General features: G+C 45.7%; 23 protein-coding genes and 1 riboswitch. All 23 genes read left to right on the top strand.

Going from position 1 to position 21,168, the window contains the following annotated elements; genetic code table 11:
- Positions 1 to 5: 5 nt before the first annotated feature.
- The 23 genes from rnz to thiS all read left to right on the top strand — a co-directional run bounded on the left by rnz (position 6) and on the right by thiS (position 21,167).
- Positions 6 to 944, top strand: coding sequence for a ribonuclease Z (gene rnz / locus MHI55_RS18385; protein WP_017688042.1), 939 nt, complete (start codon positions 6 to 8; stop codon positions 942 to 944).
- A gap of 128 nt (positions 945 to 1,072) precedes the next feature.
- Positions 1,073 to 1,219 carry a hypothetical protein gene (locus tag MHI55_RS18380; RefSeq protein WP_157116158.1) on the top strand — a complete coding sequence of 49 codons (147 nt, stop codon included), beginning with the start codon at positions 1,073 to 1,075 and terminating at the stop codon, positions 1,217 to 1,219.
- An 81-nt stretch (positions 1,220 to 1,300) separates the two neighbouring features.
- A complete protein-coding gene (locus tag MHI55_RS18375; RefSeq protein ID WP_047843396.1) occupies positions 1,301 to 2,110 on the top strand; it encodes a TIGR01457 family HAD-type hydrolase in 810 nt (269 codons plus the stop codon).
- A 6-nt stretch (positions 2,111 to 2,116) separates the two neighbouring features.
- The gene (locus MHI55_RS18370; protein ID WP_036613605.1) at positions 2,117 to 2,938 is read left to right on the top strand and encodes a DNA-formamidopyrimidine glycosylase family protein; all 822 of its coding nucleotides are present in this window, start codon (positions 2,117 to 2,119) and stop codon (positions 2,936 to 2,938) included.
- Positions 2,928 to 3,776 (top strand): deoxyribonuclease IV, encoded by an 849-nt coding sequence (locus MHI55_RS18365; protein ID WP_340386567.1) that lies wholly within the window; start codon positions 2,928 to 2,930, stop codon positions 3,774 to 3,776. Before MHI55_RS18370 ends, MHI55_RS18365 begins: the two co-directional genes overlap by 11 nt.
- A gap of 19 nt (positions 3,777 to 3,795) precedes the next feature.
- Entirely contained in the window at positions 3,796 to 4,134 is a 339-nt protein-coding gene (locus tag MHI55_RS18360) for a cyclic-phosphate processing receiver domain-containing protein (protein WP_017688046.1), read from the top strand.
- Positions 4,134 to 4,451 (top strand): thioredoxin family protein, encoded by a 318-nt coding sequence (locus MHI55_RS18355; RefSeq protein ID WP_017688047.1) that lies wholly within the window; start codon positions 4,134 to 4,136, stop codon positions 4,449 to 4,451. The genes MHI55_RS18360 and MHI55_RS18355 overlap by 1 nt, the downstream gene beginning before the upstream one ends.
- Before the next feature lie 2 nt (positions 4,452 to 4,453).
- Positions 4,454 to 5,227 carry an ATP-binding cassette domain-containing protein gene (locus MHI55_RS18350; protein ID WP_340390618.1) on the top strand — a complete coding sequence of 258 codons (774 nt, stop codon included), beginning with the start codon at positions 4,454 to 4,456 and terminating at the stop codon, positions 5,225 to 5,227.
- A gap of 6 nt (positions 5,228 to 5,233) precedes the next feature.
- Positions 5,234 to 6,283: an SAM-dependent methyltransferase gene (locus tag MHI55_RS18345; protein WP_340386566.1), complete on the top strand. Its 1,050-nt coding sequence runs from the start codon at positions 5,234 to 5,236 to the stop codon at positions 6,281 to 6,283.
- 227 nt (positions 6,284 to 6,510) lie between these two features.
- The gene (locus MHI55_RS18340; RefSeq protein ID WP_340386565.1) at positions 6,511 to 7,989 is read left to right on the top strand and encodes a serine/threonine protein kinase; all 1,479 of its coding nucleotides are present in this window, start codon (positions 6,511 to 6,513) and stop codon (positions 7,987 to 7,989) included.
- 24 nt (positions 7,990 to 8,013) lie between these two features.
- Positions 8,014 to 9,033 carry an SAF domain-containing protein gene (locus MHI55_RS18335; protein WP_076250215.1) on the top strand — a complete coding sequence of 340 codons (1,020 nt, stop codon included), beginning with the start codon at positions 8,014 to 8,016 and terminating at the stop codon, positions 9,031 to 9,033.
- A 75-nt stretch (positions 9,034 to 9,108) separates the two neighbouring features.
- Positions 9,109 to 9,822: a hypothetical protein gene (locus MHI55_RS18330; protein ID WP_017688052.1), complete on the top strand. Its 714-nt coding sequence runs from the start codon at positions 9,109 to 9,111 to the stop codon at positions 9,820 to 9,822.
- Positions 9,819 to 10,649: a hypothetical protein gene (locus tag MHI55_RS18325; protein WP_076317614.1), complete on the top strand. Its 831-nt coding sequence runs from the start codon at positions 9,819 to 9,821 to the stop codon at positions 10,647 to 10,649. Before MHI55_RS18330 ends, MHI55_RS18325 begins: the two co-directional genes overlap by 4 nt.
- A gap of 7 nt (positions 10,650 to 10,656) precedes the next feature.
- A complete protein-coding gene (locus MHI55_RS18320; RefSeq protein WP_340386564.1) occupies positions 10,657 to 12,483 on the top strand; it encodes an ATPase, T2SS/T4P/T4SS family in 1,827 nt (608 codons plus the stop codon).
- Entirely contained in the window at positions 12,473 to 14,539 is a 2,067-nt protein-coding gene (locus MHI55_RS18315) for a hypothetical protein (RefSeq protein WP_340386563.1), read from the top strand. The genes MHI55_RS18320 and MHI55_RS18315 overlap by 11 nt, the downstream gene beginning before the upstream one ends.
- A gap of 62 nt (positions 14,540 to 14,601) precedes the next feature.
- On the top strand, positions 14,602 to 15,087 hold the full coding sequence (locus MHI55_RS18310; RefSeq protein ID WP_036673846.1) for a hypothetical protein: 486 nt from the start codon (positions 14,602 to 14,604) through the stop codon (positions 15,085 to 15,087).
- A gap of 16 nt (positions 15,088 to 15,103) precedes the next feature.
- The gene (locus tag MHI55_RS18305) at positions 15,104 to 15,502 is read left to right on the top strand and encodes a hypothetical protein (protein ID WP_047843388.1); all 399 of its coding nucleotides are present in this window, start codon (positions 15,104 to 15,106) and stop codon (positions 15,500 to 15,502) included.
- On the top strand, positions 15,499 to 16,050 hold the full coding sequence (locus MHI55_RS18300) for a hypothetical protein (RefSeq protein ID WP_340386562.1): 552 nt from the start codon (positions 15,499 to 15,501) through the stop codon (positions 16,048 to 16,050). The genes MHI55_RS18305 and MHI55_RS18300 overlap by 4 nt, the downstream gene beginning before the upstream one ends.
- The gene (locus MHI55_RS18295) at positions 16,037 to 17,020 is read left to right on the top strand and encodes a hypothetical protein (RefSeq protein WP_340386561.1); all 984 of its coding nucleotides are present in this window, start codon (positions 16,037 to 16,039) and stop codon (positions 17,018 to 17,020) included. Before MHI55_RS18300 ends, MHI55_RS18295 begins: the two co-directional genes overlap by 14 nt.
- Before the next feature lie 138 nt (positions 17,021 to 17,158).
- Complete coding sequence (locus MHI55_RS18290) at positions 17,159 to 18,709, top strand: ABC-F family ATP-binding cassette domain-containing protein (protein ID WP_036613631.1); 1,551 nt, start codon at positions 17,159 to 17,161, stop codon at positions 18,707 to 18,709.
- 75 nt (positions 18,710 to 18,784) lie between these two features.
- Positions 18,785 to 18,894, top strand: a riboswitch (TPP riboswitch).
- Positions 18,895 to 19,120: 226 nt separating this feature from the next.
- The gene (locus MHI55_RS18285) at positions 19,121 to 19,783 is read left to right on the top strand and encodes a thiamine phosphate synthase (protein WP_340386560.1); all 663 of its coding nucleotides are present in this window, start codon (positions 19,121 to 19,123) and stop codon (positions 19,781 to 19,783) included.
- A gap of 17 nt (positions 19,784 to 19,800) precedes the next feature.
- Positions 19,801 to 20,967, top strand: coding sequence for a glycine oxidase ThiO (thiO, locus tag MHI55_RS18280; protein ID WP_340386559.1), 1,167 nt, complete (start codon positions 19,801 to 19,803; stop codon positions 20,965 to 20,967).
- A complete protein-coding gene (gene thiS / locus MHI55_RS18275; RefSeq protein WP_036613636.1) occupies positions 20,964 to 21,167 on the top strand; it encodes a sulfur carrier protein ThiS in 204 nt (67 codons plus the stop codon). The genes thiO and thiS overlap by 4 nt, the downstream gene beginning before the upstream one ends.
- The last annotated feature ends 1 nt before the right edge of the window (position 21,168 follow it).

Raw genomic sequence — 21,168 nt, 5'->3', positions numbered from 1 at the left:
CCAGAATGGAACTATATTTCCTGGGAACTAATGCTGGTGTACCTACGCTTCAACGGAATGTAACTTCCATTGGGCTACGCATGTTGGATGAGCGCAGAGCTTTGTGGTTGTTTGACTGCGGGGAAGGAACGCAGCACCAGATTTTAAGTTCTCCGCTTAAACTAAGCAAATTGGAGAAAATATTCATTACTCACCTGCATGGTGATCATGTATTTGGACTTCCAGGACTGCTTTCGAGCAGAGCCTATCAAGGTGGCACCACACCATTAACCGTATATGGTCCGCCAGGTACGGAACGAATGATCAGTACAACAATGGAGCTGAGCCAATCCCGGGTTAACTATGATCTGAATATCGTGGAACATACGGGCGGCGTCCTGTTCGAGGATGACAGTTTTATCGTGGAAGCTGCTTTGCTTGAACATCGGATTGACAGTTATGGATACCGGATCACCGAAAAAGATCGTCCAGGAAGCCTGGATCCAGCCAAACTGGCGGAATATGGTCTGAAACCAGGCCCATTGTTCGGCCGACTGAAACGTGGAGAAACCATTACGTTGGATAACGGTGATTCGCTTCGTCCAGAAGATGTATTGGGAGCGCCAAAACGTGGTATGGTGATCACCATATTGGGTGATACACGTCCATGTGACAACGTACAGCCACTTTCCATCAATGCAGATGTACTTGTACATGAAGCTACATTCATGCATGATCTGGCCGATACAGCGCATGAGTACTATCATAGTACTTCTAAACAAGCGGCAGAAGCAGCTAGAGCAGCCAATGTAGGGCAACTAATCATGACTCACTTCAGTTCACGCTATAAGGATGAGGATCAACTTCAGCCACTTTTGGAAGAGGCGCAGTCCGTATTCCCGAACACCAGACTTGCAAACGAACACCAGCTTATTCCTGTCGTGCATCGCAAGCAAGAATCTTAACCCTGATTGCGAACCAGTGCACGGCTAAACACGTCATATAAAGATCCGGGTAATTGCGCGGGACTGAGGGAGAGGAACTCCCGCGGTCCCTTTTGCAATCTGGTCAGAAAGCGTGTAGGATGGGCAATATGAAGAGGGAAATGATTCAAATTATTTTCCGGGAAAGCGCAGGAAATGACAAGCTTGTACAGAAGACGCGCGAGTTAAACCGTCGGTGTTCGATCCGGTTCGACTTGTTGCGTGCATATGCCAGCAAGCCATTATTTTTTGCCTGAATACATAGGTTCGCGGTCAAGTTCGAGGTAAATGATTAAGGACATGAAACGTTAATGGAATAAAGAAAGGAAGTGCTGTGTGTGATTAAGGCCTATCTGATTGACTTGGATGGTACGCTCTATCATGGCAGACATCGTATCGAAGGAGCCGATCAGCTTATTCGAACACTGCAAGAGCTAGGAAAGCCGTATTTATTCGTAACAAATAATTCTTCCCGTACACCACAAGGTGTGGCAGATCATCTGAACGGGATGGGCATACCTGCCGACGCGTCTCAAGTATGTACTTCTGCTGTGGCAGCTGCTGAATATGTTGCTGAAGAGTCCCCGGGTGCAAAAGTGGCATGTATTGGAGAAGCAGGACTGCTGGAAGCCATAGAAAAAGCAGGACTACAGCTGACGGAAGATGCACCAGATTACGTGATACAGGGGATTGATCGTGAATTTTCCTATCATAAACTGACCAAGGCGCTAAGGTGGATTAATGCGGGATCAAAATTCATCATGACCAACCCGGATCTGCAGCTTCCTTCCGATGATGGACTGACACCTGGGGCGGGGACTATTGGAGCAGCAATTGAAGCAGCAACCGGAGTTCATCCTACAGTCATAGGCAAGCCATCGAGTGTTATAATGAAGTCGGCCATTAGCCGGCTAAACCTGGCGTCTCATGAAGTGGCAGTGATCGGAGATAATATGCGAACCGATATTGCAGCTGGAGTGGCAGCAGGGTGTGAGACGCTGTTGGTACTTACCGGTGTGACAACACGGGATAATATGGATGGACACATTCAAGCAGCGAAGGCTCGACCTGATCATGTGTTTGAAGATTTGCATAAATTGATGGAGTGGCTGTCGCAAGAGGCAGACCAAGCTTCCAAAAAGGGGTAATGTACGATGCCGGAACTGCCGGAAATGGAAAATTACCGGACCTTGCTGTCCGAGGAAATACTTGATCTACTGATTACAGGTGTTGTAATTAACCGCGATAAAACGATAAATACGGAGCCTGATCTGTTTATTAATGAACTTACAGGTAATCGCATCATATTTGTTGAGCGCCGAGCGAAGCATCTGATTTTCCACTTGGCTAATGGCAAACGCCTGGTGCTGCACCTCATGTTGGGCGGTATGATTTTCTGGGGCACGGAAGAAGAACGTCCTGATCGTTCCACACAAGTGGAAATTCAGTTTGGCGATCACATTTTATTCTTTATCGGACTGCGCTTGGGTTATTTACATCTGCTTACTTCGAAAGAAACCGAAGAGGCGATGTCTGATCTTGGACCTGAACCTTTAGATCGACGGATGAATGTGGAACGTTTTGCTTCTCTGTTGAAAGGTCGCCGGGGTACGCTCAAGACAACGTTGGTAAACCAACATATTATTGCGGGGATTGGCAATTGTTATTCGGATGAGATTGCTTTTGCTGCCGGTCTGAGACCAAGCTCCAAAACGCAGAACATCGCGGCTTCACCTGAGCTGACGGAGCGTTTGTTCCATTCGATGCAGTCCGTGTTGCGTGAAGCAGCTTCTGAGGGCGGTTATATGGAAATGCCGCTGATGCAAGGGGATACGAAGACAGGAAGTTTTGACGAGCAATGTCGCGTGTACGATCGGGAAGGCGAGACTTGTCCGCGCTGCGGGGGAACGATTGAACGAGTGGAAATTACGGGCAAGAAGGCGTTCTTCTGTCCGAAATGCCAGCATGAGGCCTAAAACCGGTATCGGGGCACATGTCAGCACCAGAGGCGGATTTCTTCAGGCAGCCAAGAGAGCACATGCGATGGGAGCAACGGCGTTTCAGTATTTTCCGAAGAACCCGCGTAGTCTTGGCCTGAAAAGTCTGGATCTCAAGGATGCTGAGCAGTGCAGGGATTGGTGTGAACAGCAGGGACTTGCTTCGATTGCACATTCACCCTATCCCACGAATCCGGCGTTGGGCATGACCCGTGGAGAGGCGGGGTTTCATGCTACAATAGCTTCTATTCGCAATGATCTTGAAATTTCGAATGCTTGCGGTTCTGTTGGGACGGTGGTCCATTTTGGACATATCAAAACAAACGATCCGCTGGAAGGTTATCAGAACCTCATTCATTGTCTGGATACCGCCTTGGAGAATTGGAATGGACATTCAAAGGTGCTGATTGAGAATCAGGCAGGTGATCATGGCCCGATGGGCACGACAATGGAAGAAATGATACAGATTCGCAAATTAAGCCGATATCCGGAGCATATTGCTTTTTGTTTTGACACATGCCATGCTTTTGCTTCAGGTTTGTGGTCGTCAGGCAACGAAGCGGCGATGCTCGAAAAGGGCAGGATGCTCGGATATTGGGATAATGTTGCTGCTGTACATTTTAATGATTCCAAATATGCGTCTGGTTCCTGTAAGGATAGACATGCGAGGATCGGACAGGGATATATCGGAAATGAATCAATGAAAACCTTGTTAAAGGCGCCTGAGTTCCAAAATGCGGTTGTTGTGCTCGAGACAGAAACGGGCGAAGATGGAACGCACCGTGATGATATAGCGCTCATGCGTTCCTGGTTATAATGGGGAGAGGAGCGATTGTATGCATGTTTTTTTGGATGACTATCGGGCATGTCCGAAAGGATTTGTTCTGGCAACGAATGCAGAAGAGTGCCTGATGCTGCTAAGAGAAGGTGACGTGGACATTTTGTCTCTGGATTATGAGCTTGGTCCGGACTCGCCTAATGGCGGTGAGGTCGCGGCATCCATTGTACGAGAAGGTTTATTTCCGCGTGAGATCTATTTGCATACGTCCAGTATGTTTGGGAAACGCCAGATGTACGAGATGTTATATAGCAATAAACCGGATTCGGTAACCATTCATAATGGGCCAATGACGGGTGAGGTCATGCTGCGTGTTGCCGCGGGAGAAGAAAGTTAATGAAGCCAATTACATCCAAAATGTTAATGCGCAGTGTATGGGAAGGCATGCCACAGGCTGTATTTATATATACCCCTTTATGTGGGACATGTGCGGCAGCCCGCCGTATGTTGGAGGTAGTAGAGCATATGCTGCCAGAAGGTATTTTATTCGAAATGAACATTCATGACATTCCTGAACTTGTACAACAATTTAAAATTTCAAGCGTTCCAGCAGTGATGCTATTTGACGGCCAGCAAGATGTTCCAAAAATGGTTTATCGGATGAGCTCTGTGGAGCATTTGCTCTCGGAGATCCGGAAGGCGGTGCTGAAATGAGTATAATCTCGATGGAACATGTCTCACTTAGACGAGAAGATAATCAGATTTTGGATAATGTACATTTGCACATTGAACAAGGCGAACATTGGGTTATTCTGGGTCGGAATGGTTCTGGCAAAACAACGTTATTGGAAATGATGAACGGATATATGTTTCCAAGCCAGGGACGTATTGAAGTACTCGGTAATTTGTATGGACAATGTGACGTCAGGGAAGTACGTAAGGAAATCGGTTATATCAGCCAAACGTTGATTGAGAAACTCACACCCAGAGATCCGGTATGGGAGGTCGTCGCTACAGGAGCTTATGCTTTTTTGCGTTTTTATCAGACAATTCCGGATGAAGTAAAAGCAAAGGCAATGAGTTTGCTGGATGACATGGGCTTTGCCAACCTGGCTAACAACCCGCTTGGAACGTTATCCCAAGGGGAGCGCAAAAAAGTCATGCTCGCTCGTTCATTAATGGCCGAGCCAAAATTGCTGATTATGGACGAGCCGTGTGCCGGACTAGATTTATATGAACGTGAGAAAATGCTGGCTGAGATTGATCGTCTGCGCCAGCGTAACATTACAGTTGTGTATGTAACACATCATGTTGAAGAGATCGTACCTTTATTTACACATGTGGCCTTGATCCGCGATGGACGTATTGCGGCAGCCGGCCCCAAACATGAAGTTTTGACACAAGATACAATTAAGCATACGTACGATGTTCCGGTCGATATCCAGTGGGATAATGGTCGTCCGTGGATACGCGTACGTTCTGGAGGGTAACACAATTTGAGTACACAATCGTCTTGGGAAGAAGGCAACTTCTCCCGTTTTATCTGCACAGCCAATCATGGCTTTGCCCCTTATGCTCAGGAAGAGTTGCGCCGTACGTTTGGTGCGGTGAAGAGCACGGTACTCGTACCAGGAGAAATATTGCTTGCGGGTCTACCTGTAGCGGAGGAAGAAGTTGCAGATAAGCTGTGGGCAGAGTATCCAACGTTTTTACGTCATATTCAACCTGTTCAGTTTCAGGAGAATACTGAAGATTCGGAGCAGTCTATTGAGAAATTGGTTGCATTTGTGTTGAATCATAAGGAATTGAACGGTGCCTCTGTCGTGCTACAGGTACGGAAGACAGAAGGGGCCTTTTGGCAAGAAAATGCAGCCGCATTGAAGCAACTGCTAACTGAAAAGCTGGATGAGCTAGACTGTGAATGGGTTGTACGTGATGCTGAATATGTCATTTCTGTATTTGCAACGAATGATATGTTGTATGCTGGCATATCCAGACCTGAACAGAACCTGTCAGACTGGAGCGGGGGAGCCGTACGTTTTCAAAAAGAAGATGGGCAGATCTCGCGGGCCAAATTCAAATTGCTTGAGGCCGAGCTAACGTTTGGCATTGACTTTACTTCATTTCATAAAGCACTTGATATCGGTGCAGCACCAGGTGGATGGACCTCTTTCCTGCTTGAACGTGGGCTTGAAGTAACGGCGGTAGATCCTGCGAAGATGGATGCAACGCTGCTGGCATCACCCAAACTGACTTTCTTGAAAAAGAATGCAGGGGATGTTCGTTTCCGCGAAGGAGAGTTCGATCTACTCGTATGTGATATGAGTTGGAGTCCGAAGCTGATGAGCCGACTTGTATCGGATCTTCTATATAGCCTTCAGCCTGGGGGAACAGCGATTGTTACCGTGAAGTTATTGCATAAAAAACCGCTCGCGCTCATTAAAGATGTGATTGATACGTTTGAGCGTTCGCGGATGCAGATTCAACGTTCCAAGCAGTTGTTCCATAACCGGGAAGAGATTACACTTTATATGGTCAAATATTAAGAGATCTAGCCTTGATTAAAGCTGTTAAAGGTATTATGAAATTGATTCGATTAAGCTCATTAAATTTTGTGCTTTACAATCTATTCCTGACTGTACTATAATGATACCAATATTAACCATAACAAACCTGAGGGAAAGCATCCCGAAGCGAACAAAACCGGATATCCGGTCTGTTCTTCTTCGGTGAAGCTTTCCCTTTTTTGTTGTGTTTTGAAGGAGGAATTGATATGAGACATCCGGCCAGGCTGGAACGTGGAAGCCTGCTGGGAGGTAGATATCGTATCGTATCCATTCTTGGAACAGGCGGAATGAGCCATGTATACGAGGCGGAGGATCTGAAGTTGCCGGGCAAGATATGGGCAATTAAAGAAAGCGTAACGATTATGCCATATGAAGGCAGTATGGAGACGGAGGCCGCTCTTCTGACATCACTTCGTCATCCAAGATTGCCGCAAATTGTTGATTTTTTTGTCCCGGATGAAGATGGGTACACGTACTTGGTGATGGAATACATCGAAGGGTTAACCCTCGGTGAGTATTTCAAGCAGTGCCGTGGGAAGATTCCAATGGAGCAGTTGACGGAGCTTGTCCTTCAATTGCTCGATGTGTTGAGTTATTTGCATAATCTGAATCCACCTGTGATCTATAGGGATCTGAAACCATCAAACATCATGATCACGCCGGAACATGAAGTAAGATTAATTGATTTTGGCATCGCCAGAAGTTACAAACCGCAAAGTGCTGAAGATACCGTTAAGTTGGGAACCGCCGGTTTTGCCGCACCTGAACAGTATGGCGCGGGTCAGACCGATGCGCGTTCAGATCTATATGGACTCGGAGCATTGCTACTGTATCTTATGACAAGTGGTGCGTATACGGAATGGATTCAGGGTGTGGAAAGCTCTATCCGGAGTGATGTTCCGCGGACATACATCCCTGTGGCGAGAAGACTGTTAAGGTATAATGCCGAAGAGCGATTCCAATCTGCCGATGAGGTGCGGAAGGAACTGCTCCGAATACCCGGCGGAACAACGCCTGGTGGAGATACAACGATGACCTTGAATGGGGGAACAAGAGTTATTGCCCTGACTGGTGCTTCATCTGGTGTAGGGGTTACCCATACGGCTATAGCTATCAGTCATTATCTCGAAAGGCAAAACTTCAAAGTAGCTGTGATTGAAATGTCACCTCGCTCTCAATCCTTTGCAAGGATTCAACAAATCGCTCAAGCGGGTAAACCGGTACCAGCAGGCAGACAGTTTGCAGTGGATGGTGTGCATTATTGGAAACAATCCGGGCGAGCGGATATTTTGTCTTTGCTTGGGGGGAGTTATCAGTTCATCGTGATGGATCTCGGTAGTGGTCAGGACCAGAACCGGCTGGAAGAATTCCTGCGTGCAGATCTGCCAATTGTTATAGGCTCAGGTGCCGAATGGAGACAGGCGGAGATTGGTGCTTTTGTTCGATCACATCATCGGTATCCACGAGAGAAATGGATCTATTGTCTGCCCCTGGCAGCAAGTGAAGCAGTTCAGCGCATTCGTAAAGCTCTGGATACATCGAGTGTATATGGTCTGCCGTTACATATTGATCCTTTTGACAAGGACGCACAGATGGATAAAGTGTTTTCACATATTTTAATGCATATGATGGCACAGCAGCCCAAGAAACGTTCATTCTTTTCAAGAAGGAAAGTACATGATTAGAAGATTACGAAAGGAGAGCCTCTTTTGTCTAAATTAAGAAAACAAAGCCGTCAACTGATCTATGCCGGACTTATCGGAGCAGGAGCTGTAGGGTTGGTGTTCGGAGGATATGTTATTTACAATGTCAAAACGATGGGGGATGTCAGGTCAGCTGTAGAAGCCCGTTATTTATCGGCATATGAGGAAAAGGAAGCTGAATTAAAGCAACAATGGGATTCGGGAGCACAAGGATGGGTTACGATTCGGGATATTGAAGCAGGTGAACCGATATTACCGGAGGATCTGAAGCTCATTGCTGTTCCGGATGCACAAGCACCGCGAAATCTCTGGTCCAGTACTAAGCAGATGGAAGGCCAAGTGGCCAAAATAGAGTTGAAAAAAGGAACAGCCATTACCACCGAGATGGTGTATGAGGATGTACCGGCTCCTCCCGATTTAAGAAATCGAGAGCTGCAAGTTGTATTACTGCCGTCCTCACTTGTTAAGGGAGATATTATTGATGTTCGTATTCAATTCCCTACCGGACAAGACTATGTTCTCTTATCGAAGAAAAAAGTGGAACGACTCAATGCAGCTACCTTATGGATTACGATGACGGAGGAAGAAATTCTGTCACTCTCAAGTGCAATTGTAGATGCCTATTTACATAAAGCTTCAATCTATGCCTTAACCTATGTAGAACCACAGTTTCAGACACCTGCAATCGCGACGTATCCTGCCAATTCAGAAGTGTTAAAACTGCTGGAGAGTGATCCGAATATTGTTCGACGAGCCGAGCAGGAGTTATCCAGACAGGTGCGAAGTTCGCTTGAAAGTTCACTGGCCGCCTCCATGACAGCACCGTCAAAAGGGGTTGAACAGGATGTGGCACAATCCTCAGTTACATATAACAGTCGTCCATCATCAAATAATCCGGCAACGTCGGATGGAGTGATGTGGAATGATGGTTCAGGAAACGGAGCAGGAGCTAATTCTGGAAGCGTAAATGATCCTGCTGATGCTTCACAAACAGAACAACAGAGCTTGCTAACGGGTGGAGAATAGAGCGAAATCCGAGGTTTAATTTAGAATAATTCATATAACAGGGAGTTTAAGAAAAAGAAAGGAGTTGTAACATCTATGCATACATGGATCTTTGCGGGTTTATGTGAGAAGAATGATCTGATGTTATATCTTTGCAAGATACTGGCTTCGACAGGCAACAAGGTTTTGCTCGTAGATGGAACCTTACAGCAGAAGTATGGGTACGGTGTAGGTGACAGTCAGCAGTCTTTGCGAATTACGGAATTTGAAGGATTTGATATCGCTTGTCATTTTGTTACTTCAGCAGCAGTAGAGAATCATCTTGAAGTAAATGGCGAGCGATTGGATAGTTATGACTATGTGTTATATGACATGGAGACCTCACATTTTGCTTCACGTAATCTCTGGCTAACCGCTGATGTAAGAGTCTGGGTGAGTGATTATGAGCGTTACAATCTGGAACGTGGCAAGGGCTGGTTGAAGCGGTTGCTTGAAGAACAGTCATTACCTGGTGAGCTGTCATTTCAGCGGCTCTTAATTAACGGGGTTGACTGCAAGCTTGAAGCTCGTTATCTATGGGCGTATCTGGAAGGCAGTCCATTTGTGTGGACAGGAGAATCCTTAGTGCTTCCGTGGGATGAGTTAACAGCTGCGGTTAAGCTTGAGAATGAGCATCATCGCCGAGTTCATCTTGGACCTCTGTCACGAAATTACAAAAAATCGTTGTGTCGCGTGGTCGAGCAGTTAACAGGTTGGGAAAGTGTTCGCAGTCGCCGTGCGATGAAAGAAGCAGAGAGGATGAGAGCATGAGCACAATTACCTTTTGGAGCCCTTTTGCAGGAACAGGTTGCACTTCAAGCACATTAATTAGTGCTTATGCGATGGCACTTCACTACAGGACAAGAGTGTTACTTGTTAATGCAGGCCTTGCCGGAACTGGCACAGAAGCTGCTCTACCATCCAAAGATACGGATCCAGCGGATTTTATGTTCTCCTTCGAAGAGGGTGGCTGGGATGCGATTGAACGGCTGCATTCGAGCGGCAGTCTGAATAAGCACAATCTCAGGGATTATACCAAGCCACTTCTGAAGGAAAGACTTGATTTCCTAACCGGAAGAATTGATGAGATGGAACGTTCCCCGCAGGAACATGGTGAGACAGTGAAAAAGCTGCTAAATGTAGCTAACGAGTATTATGATCTGGTTCTTCTGGATGCAGATCATGCTGGTGTTGATTCACAGCTCAAGCTGCAACAGGCGGACTATGTTGTAATTAATCTCGATCAAAATATGCGAAATCTGGAGTTGTTCTTTGAAGAGATCCTACCAGAACGAATGAACAATAAGAATATACATGTCGTCATTAACAAATACGATTTGCATTCCCGTGCAACGCTTTCCAATATTAAGCGACAGTTCAGATATAAAGGCACGATATCTGCGATACCGTACACAACCGGATACCTGGATGCAATGAATCGGCGAGATGTCGCTAGATACTTGCAGTTGGAAAGTTTGACTGAGGATAAGGATATTCGTAAAGGGAGTTTTGCTGCAAGCATGAGCGAACTCGCTCGCCTGATTATGGACGGTGCAGGTATGCGCACAGTTCTGAAGAGGCTGGAAAGGGGAGCCTGAACCTCCGATGCTCTGGAATACCATATGGATAAGTTTGATTTTGATTCTGTGCCTGACTTATATCTGGTTCAAGTATAGAACGTTTCTTCGTGAAAAGAATGCTCGTGTGCCTGAACAGGAATCATTCACGATTGACATGTTGATTGAGAAGGTGAAGAACTCACTTCATGAGCTTAGTCATAGTCAGCTCGCGGATGCGGGTCTCCATGAAGAAGAATATCGTCGAAGAATTAATCAGCGTGCCGAGATGAGAAAAGCACTGAAGGGCTGTGTCTCAGGCAGTATCAGCGACAAAACGTATGTCAAAAATCTGATAGGGGATCTCCTGACCCGAAGCATAGGGCTGAACAAATCAAATGTGGATGAAGTTATTTTGTTTGCAGAACCAGATTTGCTGACGATCCAGGACCGATTCGAAATTGTATTTTATCTGTACCGACAGCAATTCGGTGTGGATGCACTCTCCCGAATGATTGATACCTACGATCTTGGCAGACTGAGAATGGAGGAAGGTACGGACGATGGAGGAAGTTATTATATCTCTGAGGAGGATATTCAGTATGTGTTCGAGTGCGAATATCGAGAGCTTGGATTCAGAGAAAAGACGGATATCATCGTTCAACGTATCTACCAACATTATAAAGGATTCTCGGTTGTTGATGAGATAAGGGACCAACGTATTGACGGTGTTAGTGGTGGTGTCAGCGGTATGCTTGATGCTGTTCATAATATGGGACTTCGAAAACCGGCATCATGGAATGATTTGCTGGATCAAGGACTGGAGGATAATGCACATGAAGAACCACTTAGCGGCATGGAAAGTGTCTGGATTTTCTATAAAGGTAAGTCCATTCATCTATCCTTTCTGTCCTTCGGCAGTATTCGTGAACTGAAAAGGGTATGCCAGAATATATACAAATACAATTACCCCGGACAGTTGTCGGAAGCAAGTGGATACAAGGTGAACGAGATGAAAGACGGCTCCCGTGTCGTTGTTGTTAGACCTCCTTTTGCAGAATCATGGGCGTTCTTCGTGCGGAAGTTCGATATTCCGAATGCTGCACTTGAACAATTGATTACGGGTAACAACGCAGATCTGCCAATTACATTGCTTCAATACCTGATGAAAGGAAGCCGGATCACAGCTGTAACCGGGGCGCAGGGTTCTGGTAAAACAACGTTGCTTATGGCTATGGTCAAACACATCTATGCATCGTACACCCTTCGGGTGCAGGAGATGGCGTTTGAACTTCAATTAAGACGGATCTATAGTCGGCGTAATATTTTGAGTTTCCGAGAGACTGAACACATTTCAGGTCAACAAGGGCTTGATTTGCAGAAAAAAACGGATGGTACCGTCAATATTCTCGGTGAGGTGGCGAGTGATGAGGTGGCCGCATGGATGATTCAAATGTCTCAAGTTGCCAGTCTGTTCACCCTGTTTACCCACCATGCCAAAACGTTTCGTGATCTGGTCTTCTCCCTCCGTAATTCCTTGCTCAAGACAGGTATGTTCCAGCATGAGCATATTGCTGAGGAGCAGGTTGTGAGTGTAATCAACTTCGATGTTCATATGAAGAAAGATGCTGAAGGACGAAGATATATCGAACGAATTACGGAGTGTCTTCCTCGTGCGAATCAAGGTGATAGCGTGGAAGAGAGGGCAGGTTTTACATTTCGTAATGTTGTGGAGTACAGAGATGGAGCGTATGTTGCAACAGCTCCAATCTCCTCTGGATGCATGATGGATATGCGAGAACAGATGACATTACAGGATGCTGAGAGATTTGAACAGTTTATGAAGCAACACTGGGGTGATCAGCATGACAATTAAATGGATTTTGCTCCTCGTATTAAGTATTTGTGCAGGAGGTTTGCTGATCACACTTCTGGTTTTAAGTATGTTACGTCACAGAGGAGGTGGTTCAACAAGTCAATCCGGCGTGATTTTTGCTCCTAGCGGGAAGGGATTCAAGGGACTGGGATCAATCTTGTTGCAGTCCTACCGTCTTGGAATGAAAGTGCCACTGCTATCAGCTTATATTCTCCAGGTGCAGAAACGCATTTCATTCCGCCATGTTGGGGATGAGCCTTCACTTCGCAGGCTGACTATGACAGTGGTTCTGATTATTCTTGGAGGTTATGGAGGCATAAGTGTCATTCTGTTTCTTCTGCAGCCGGGTATCGCTTTTGTAATACTTTCCGTACTCTGTGCTGTGGTGCTAAATAGCTTGGTATTGGATATGTGCCTCAGTCGTATGGAAAAAAGGTTGCTGGTGCAGATGTTAGATCTCTTTGCAGATGTAAGGCATCGTTATCATCAGCATGGCATGGTTGAGGAAGCGCTCTATGAAGCCGCTGAAGCAGGTACAGGAGAAGCAGCAGAACAGGTAAGACTGATCTACGAAGCTCTAACTTCTCCAGATCCGAATGAAGCACTTGAGCGTTATTATGAAGTGGCTCCCAACCGTTTTCTCAAAGGATTTGCCGGCGTTTCCTATATGGTCATGGAGTTTGGGGATAAGGACAGAGCACAAGGCTCTATTTATCTTAACGGACTTGGTAACCTGACTCAGGAGATCCATCTGGAGATATTGCGGCGTAATAAATTGGATTACCTGCTCAAAGGACTTAATATCATCGCGCTAGCTCCGGTATTGTTCACTGCTCCAATCGAACGCTGGGCCAGAGTCAGTTTTCCAACGATGGATGAATTTTATCGCAGCAAAATCGGTTTTGTTACCAAAATATCAATCTATGTCATCATCATCCTTGCTTATTTGCTTCTGCAAAGGCTCCAGCAATACGATGAAACTCGTTACCGGTCAGGGCATAAGCATTCATGGTTGGATCAGTTTCTGTACAAGCAAATCTTCATACGGAAATTGGCGATGTTGTTTGCAGCGAAACCTGGCAGTGCACAGTACAGTCAAACGATACGGCTCATGAGGGAGAGCAGCTCAGAGTTGAAATACGAATGGCTTGCCATTCGTCGAGTGATGTTATTCGCAGGTTGTTTGGTTCTTACAATGGTGTGCATCTTGCTGTTGCACCAGGTTGAACGTAATCATATCTTGTATGATCCAATCCGCGATGATCGAATGTTTGGTGCAATGGCTGAAGCGGATCTCAGGAAAGCTGAGGAAAAAACAGCGTTGGATCAATCCGTGTTGGAAAGTGTAGAAATGAACCGAGGAGCTACATACGAAGAAGTCTCCAAAGCGTTACAGCAGTTATCTCCAGTTCAGTTAGACCATGATACCCAGAATGAGACCATCACGCGCATTATGCAGAAACTTGAGGTGTATAACAAGCAATATGTACGCTGGTGGGAAATGATTATAGCCATTCTCATGGGTGCAGCAGGGTACTACATGCCCGTATGGCTTATGTTATTTCAGCGGAAAATGCGAAGGTTGGATATGCGACATGAAATCTATCAATTCCAGACAGTGATTTCCATTTTGCGTGAGATGGACCGGATGTCAGTCGAGGAGATATTGGAGTGGCTTAATCGATTTTCCGTCATTTTCAAGCGCCCGCTTCAAAAATGTTTGTTGCATTTTGAACATGGACCAGAGCTTGCACTTGAACAATTAAAGGAAGAGGCGGGTTTGCCCGAGTTCCAGAGACTGGTTGATAAATTGCAGCTTGCCCTTGGCAAAATTTCAATACGTGAAGCCTTCGATGATCTCGAGAGCATGATGGCATTTTATTTTGAACAACGCAAGCAGGAGTACAGCAAAATGATAGATGTCAAAGCATCATGGGGGAGAACTATTGGATTTACACCTATGTATGCCCTTATCTTTTTGTATCTGGTTATTCCATTGGTCGGTATGAGTTTCTTACAGATGAGCATTTATTATGAGCAAATTCAGAAACTGTAGCACAATTCATCTGTGTGACAGTCTGAAATAGTTTAATAACTTATAACTTGGGAGGATTTATCATGAACAATGCATCAAGCGCTTTAAAGGTGGCAGCAGGGATATTCTTAACAATCGCTTTGATCACAATTGTAGTTCTGTTGTTTATTTCGGCTCAGGAGGCAACCAAGACGGCCCAGAACAATTTTGCTGATATCCAAACCGAGTTGTCCCAGGCTGCATTTACGGTATATGACGGAACAACCATCAGTGGATCACAGGTAACGAATGCGCTGCGTAAATATGCGGACAAGGATCAGTTCGGTATTCAAGTTATTACAGGTAAAAATAAAGCGGGTCAATGGTACGGCAATCAATTAAACATTTCACAGGATCTCAATAATGCGGACTACGGCTCGGTTATTGCACCCGACGATAAAGTGGGGATTATTAACCAGACCATGAGTGAAAAAGAAAATCAATATGTCAATCCAAGTGGTAAATTCAAAGCCATTATCGTAAAAGACCGTTCGAACGTGGTAAGAGGGCTGATCTTCCAGCAATCCTGACAGGAGTTGGTTTAACATGTCCCGGAATACACAGCATCTCATGTTGTTTTGTACGGCGGTTGTCCTGTTTGTGACAGCCTGCCTGTACGGGCAACAGAATGTTAAGATTTTATCAGCGGCCTTGAACGACAGAGTACAGACAACAGCAGGCATGGAAGGTCGGCTGACAACAACACTGCATACCACCAATCCGTATCAGTATAGTGGTGCGGAAGTGTTGCATACCGTTAGACAGATGACAGGCACAGGCATTACTGTGGAGGTAGATGGAACTTCGTATGTGATCGATCCACTTGTCAGCAAAACAGCGACGATTCCTGTCCAGCTCGATGCCACCTACAGACCAGAGTTTATAAGAAATGAAACTGGAGAACTGCTCAAGATTGTTTTTTGGAAGGAGGCGAGTGTGAATTGATTAATGCCGCATCCAAGCTGCTTGCCGTATTGCTCGCAGTCCTTCTGCTCTATGTGTACCCAGCTGCTGAAACAGCCGATCGGCAGGATGATATAGCACGTATGACGGCTGTTCAGAATGTAACACGTTTTGTTGATGCTGTCCGAACAAAAGGGTATATTTCACCTCGAATGTTGGCTGAGTTTGAGGAGCAACTGGCTCAGACAGGCAATGTGTATGAGGTATCCATGGAACATTTACATAAGAAATATGTACCTCATTATATGGATCCAATGGACAATAACAGTTTTAACGGGACCTATGAGGTTGTGCAGGATGGATATTATTCGGCTCAGATTCGAGAAAGACTATTCCCATCCTCAGGTGTGATACCGGTTGATGATCCTGGCCGAAGATATACGTTGACGACAGGGGATTTTTTCACCGTGACGCTCCAAAATACAAATCGTACACCTTCCATGCTCATTCGTGAATGGTTGAGTGGTACGGCTCAGGCTTCAGCAGTATTTGTAACATACGGAGGTATGGTCCTCAATGAAGATTACTGAGCTATCCATTGTATTTGTGCTGATCTTTTTCCCGCTCTTCTGGATCATCTCACTCCATACCCAAGATGCCGAAGAGGCTCAATATTTTGGTCAACGATACAGATCTGCACTTCAAACCTCAGTCATGGATGCAGGTGCAGTCATGCATCAGAATGAGAAACAAAATGATGAAGCGGGTTATGATTCAACCAAGTTTGTTAAAGCGGACAAAGAGCTTGCCTTGTTAACATTTACGCAGACGATGGCTTTGAATATAGGGATTCAAGACGATCCCGCAGCTATTCGAAACATGTTTAATTACATTCCTGCCGTGGTTATTCTGGATTATGATGGCTATTATATGTTGTCCAAAGAAACAGAGATGACGGGTAGCCGTGAAGATTCTTTCAGGCAAGTGTGGAGCCCCAAGAAACCTTATACATATTCAGATTCTAATGGTAACAGTATCAACTTTACACTGGATGACTACGTATATGCTTTTGACGCAAGCGCAGGGAGATGGATTGAGGGATTCCAAAAAGAACTGGCTTCAAGCACACAGATTCCTTTACTTCAGAATACCAGCGTATTTGAGCAAGTTAGACAAAGCCGGATTGTGACTACGGTGCAGGATGATCTGGCTGATGTGATTAACCGCCATAATGAGTTTGCCAGAAAAAACGGTATTTCCTATACATTTACAATGCCCCTGATTGCGCAGGAAGATTGGTACAATTCCATTAATGATACAGGGATTATGGCCTTTATCCAAGGTATAGGTGTGGGTGACCAAAAGATCAACAATTATGCGATCGGTGGAGGCAGACTTGTGAAGAAAACGGCCATCGTAGGTGGGGTAGATCCTTTAACGGGTATCAAGTACTACTATCCCTCCACATGTGGTAATGGTTACCGTGCTGAAGAGGTGTTTACAGACGCAAGACAAGCAGCTGCACAAGGCTATTTCGAATATAAATGCTCTAATCGTTAGGGTAGCCTGTATGACAAAATCATGTAAGAGGTTCCTGAACTGTTTACATTACTTTCAGAAAAGACGGGACCTGTGCTAGAATAGGGTTTCGGAACAATAATAAAAGTAATGTCTAATAGATAGGAGCAACCTCATCTTATGAGTTTATTGTCAGTAGAGAACGTAAGTCACAATTTTGGAGATCGCACGTTATTTAAAAATGTATCGTTTCGTTTACTTGCCGGAGAGCGTGTAGGACTTGTTGGTGCCAATGGTGTGGGTAAATCCACATTAATGAACATCCTTACCGGTAAATTGCTTAAAGATAGTGGAAAAGTGGAATGGACACCTAAGGTCCGTTATGGATATCTGGATCAGCACACGAAGCTTACCCCAGGCAAAACCATTCGTGACGTTCTTAAAGATGCATTCCTTCCGTTGCTTGAATTAGAAAAAGAAATGATGAATATAACGGACCAGATGGCAGATGCAGATCCAGATAAGCTGGAGCAGTTGCTGGAAGAGATGGGCGATATTCAGGAACAACTGGAACAGGGCGACTTTTATCTGATTGACGTAAAAGTGGAAGAGATGGCCAATGGACTTGGTTTGTCCGCAATTGGTCTGGATCGGGATGTCGCAGCTCTAAGTGGTGGACAACGTACCAAGGTGCTTCTGGCCAAGCTTCTGCTTGAGAAACCTACAGCTCTTTTGCTGGATGAGCCGACCAACTATCTGGATGTAGAACACATTGAATGGTTGTCACGTTACCTGAAGGACTACCCTCATGCGTTTCTTTTAATCTCCCATGACACGGAATTCATGAATGAAGTCGTAAATGTCATTTATCATTTGGAATTTGCCAAATTAACGAGATATGCAGCGAACTATAACAAGTTCCTCGAGATGGCTGATATGAATAAAGCCCAGCATATTGATGCGTACGAGAAACAGCAAGAGTACATCAAGAAGCAGGAAGATTTCATTCAGCGTAACAAGGCACGTGCTTCAACTTCAGGTCGAGCGAAGAGCCGGGAGAAACAGCTGGACAGAATTGAACGTATTGATCGTCCAGATGAAGCGGCCAAACCAACGTTCAAATTCAAGGATGCCCGCGCGAGCAGCAAAACGGTCTTTGAGGGCATTGATTTTGAAATTGGATATACGTATCCTTTGCTGCCTAAAATGACAATGACAATTGAACGTGGTGAAAAGATTGCCATCGTAGGTTGTAATGGTGTGGGTAAATCAACACTGCTGAAAACCATCCTGGGAAAAATATCTCCACTCAGTGGAAAGACTTTCTTGGGAGATTATCTCGAAACGGCCTATTTTGAGCAGGAAGTTCGTGCTGGGAATATCACGCCGATTGAGGATGTGTGGAATGAGTTTTCACATTTGACCCAAAATGAAGTCCGGGGTCATCTCGCTCGCTGCGGGTTGAAAAATGAGCACATTACCCGTCCGCTTAACATGCTGAGTGGTGGAGAGCAAGCCAAGGTTCGTCTATGCAAACTCTTGATGCGTGAAAGCAACTGGATTCTATTCGATGAGCCGACGAACCATTTGGATGTCACAGCTAAAGCTGAGTTACAGCGTGCCTTGCAAGAATTCAAGGGAACGGTGTTGCTGGTATCTCATGAACCTGATTTCTACGAGGGTTGGGTTACCAAAACATGGAATGTTGAAGAATGGTCTGAGAAAAACTAGACAATTCAAGCAACGCTTAATAGAAATGAACGGTGACAAAAAAATCCTTCTATGGTAACATAGGCTACAACTTCATATGAACACTAGGGGGGCCGCACGATGTGGCTGAGATGGAAGAATGCGATTCCGGACCCTTTGCACCTGATCTGGATCATACCAGCGTAGGGAAGTGGCGAGCGCGTTTCAGTGAATGACGTGAGCAAACGGCAATTCGGAAGGATTTCAACCGTCTGCTTAACGAATTGAAACATGCAGTTGCGTGTATAACGTTATGGCTATAAGGTCTATAGCTTTATTGCACGAAATGAACTGTATGTATCAGTCAGTCATCTGGTCCTATAATTAATACGCAGCCACTCCCCTACGGGAGTGGCTTTTTTGTGTTTTCATAGCATTCACACATGGAAGGGGATGAACAGTACGGTAAGTTCTCATGAACATGTTCACGAATCATTTGAATTGCATGTTGTATCTACGGGTGTAGGGAATCAAGCATCTTTTGTAAAAGCTGCAAAGGACGTTTGGCCATGGGTGGACTACATCCATATACGAGAGAAACAACTCTCGTGGCAAGACAAGATCGGTTGGGCTGAAAGTCTGCGTAGCGTTGGCGTTCCATCTTGTCGCATCGTTATCAATGGTTCAGAACTGCCACCACAGAATGACATCTATGGCGGTGTACATTGGGGGCAAGATGCGATACGTAACTATAACCCTGCTGTAATAAGCAATATGCAGCGACTTCGTTTGGGCGTATCTGTTCATTCAATCGATGAGGCAAAAATCGCTGAAGAACGGGGAGCCGATTACCTTTTCTTCGGGCATGTCTACTCAACCAACAGTAAGCCTGATCTTGAACCAAGAGGATTATATGCTCTGGCTGAAGTGTGCTCTGCTGTCTCCATTCCTGTCATGGCGATTGGGGGCATCGAACCGGGGAACATTCACGCTATTCGCTCTGCAGGCGCACAGGGAGTCGCTGTGATCTCGAATGTATGGGCGAGTGATTCCCCGGATCGGGCGGCTGCATTATTAAGGCAGTCTATCGTGGCTACAGAAAGTCTGAGGCGCTGAATCAAGGAGATGAGAGGATGAAAGAGATCGTTACTGATAGACCGGATAAAATTCATGCAGAAACGATTATTGTAGGAGGAGGCGTTGTTGGTTGTGCCATTGCGTATGAGCTTGCTTCCCGTGGACAGGATGTGCTGTTGCTGGAGCGTTCGGCGATTGCGGGAGGCACTTCTTGTGCGGCGGCTGGAATGCTGGCGGCAGATAGTGAGGATTTTGCTCATCCTTTGATGGCTAAGCTCGCCAGGCAGAGTAAACAGTTACTTATCGAGCAACAGGTGCTAATGGCTACACTCAGCAAGGTAGAGGTTGGTCTGCAACGCCAGGGATTCCTAACTCCTTTTCGTTCATACAGTGAATTAAGTAGTTATAAGGACAATCGGAAGTCTGCGTTGTCTGCTGATGAGGTATGGTGGGATCGTTCCGTTGTGCAACAGGAGGCATCATGGCTTAACAGAGATACGTATGGAGCCTACTACAGACCTTACGAGAGTGAGATTCTTCCAGTCCATCTAACGAAGGCATACGCCGAATCGGCTCAAACATTGGGAGCACGGGTTATGGAGGACATACAGGATATACGTGTGCAAGCAAACGAACACGGCGTGCAGGGAATCAACACATCCACCGGTGAGATGAGATGCAAACATGTCATTATAGCGGCTGGATTACAGAGTGAAGAGTTGATGAGACATGTGAATCTGAGCTTGCCTGTGTGGTCGGTAAAAGGTGAAATAGCCGCCGTTCAGTTCTCAGATGAACATGCAGGGTACAGACCTGACAGAACGGTGTATGCAGAGGATATCTATATTGTTCCCAAAGCCAATGGAGAGGTTTGGCTCGGGGCAACCAGTCTGCCAGGCAGAACGGATTTGAACGTTTCTGTACAGGGTGTTCAGAAGCTATTAACAGCGGCTACCCACTGGGTGCCTGGGATGAAGGAAGCACAATTTATACGAGCGTGGGCAGGCGTAAGGCCGGCAACTCCGGATGGTCTGCCTTATATAGGTGCTTGCGAAAGTGTTCCCGGGCTGTTTGCCGCCTTTGGACATTACCGTAACGGTATTTTGCTCAGTGCGATAACAGGCAGACTAATCGCTGAATTACTCGCGGGCAAAAGCTCAGAAGAGCTCGGAATTGAGGCGATGAGCCCTGAGCGATTGAACAGAAAGGGAGTGGTGCAGTGAATATCATCGTTAATGGTCAACGGATGGAAATTGAAGACAGATTGAATCGTGTGGATAAACTGCTTCAATCTTTTGATCTGCAAGTCAAGACTGTAGTTGTAGAGCTGAATAAGCATATTTTAACCCGCGAGTATCATGAAACGACGGCATTAAGAGAAGGCGATCGAATCGAGATTGTACATTTTGTAGGAGGCGGTTGAT

It is taken from the genome of Paenibacillus sp. FSL E2-0151 (genome assembly GCF_037993015.1).
GTDB classification, from domain to species: Bacteria; Bacillota; Bacilli; order Paenibacillales; family Paenibacillaceae; genus Paenibacillus; species Paenibacillus amylolyticus.
This window is presented reverse-complemented; position numbering and strand designations above follow the sequence as displayed.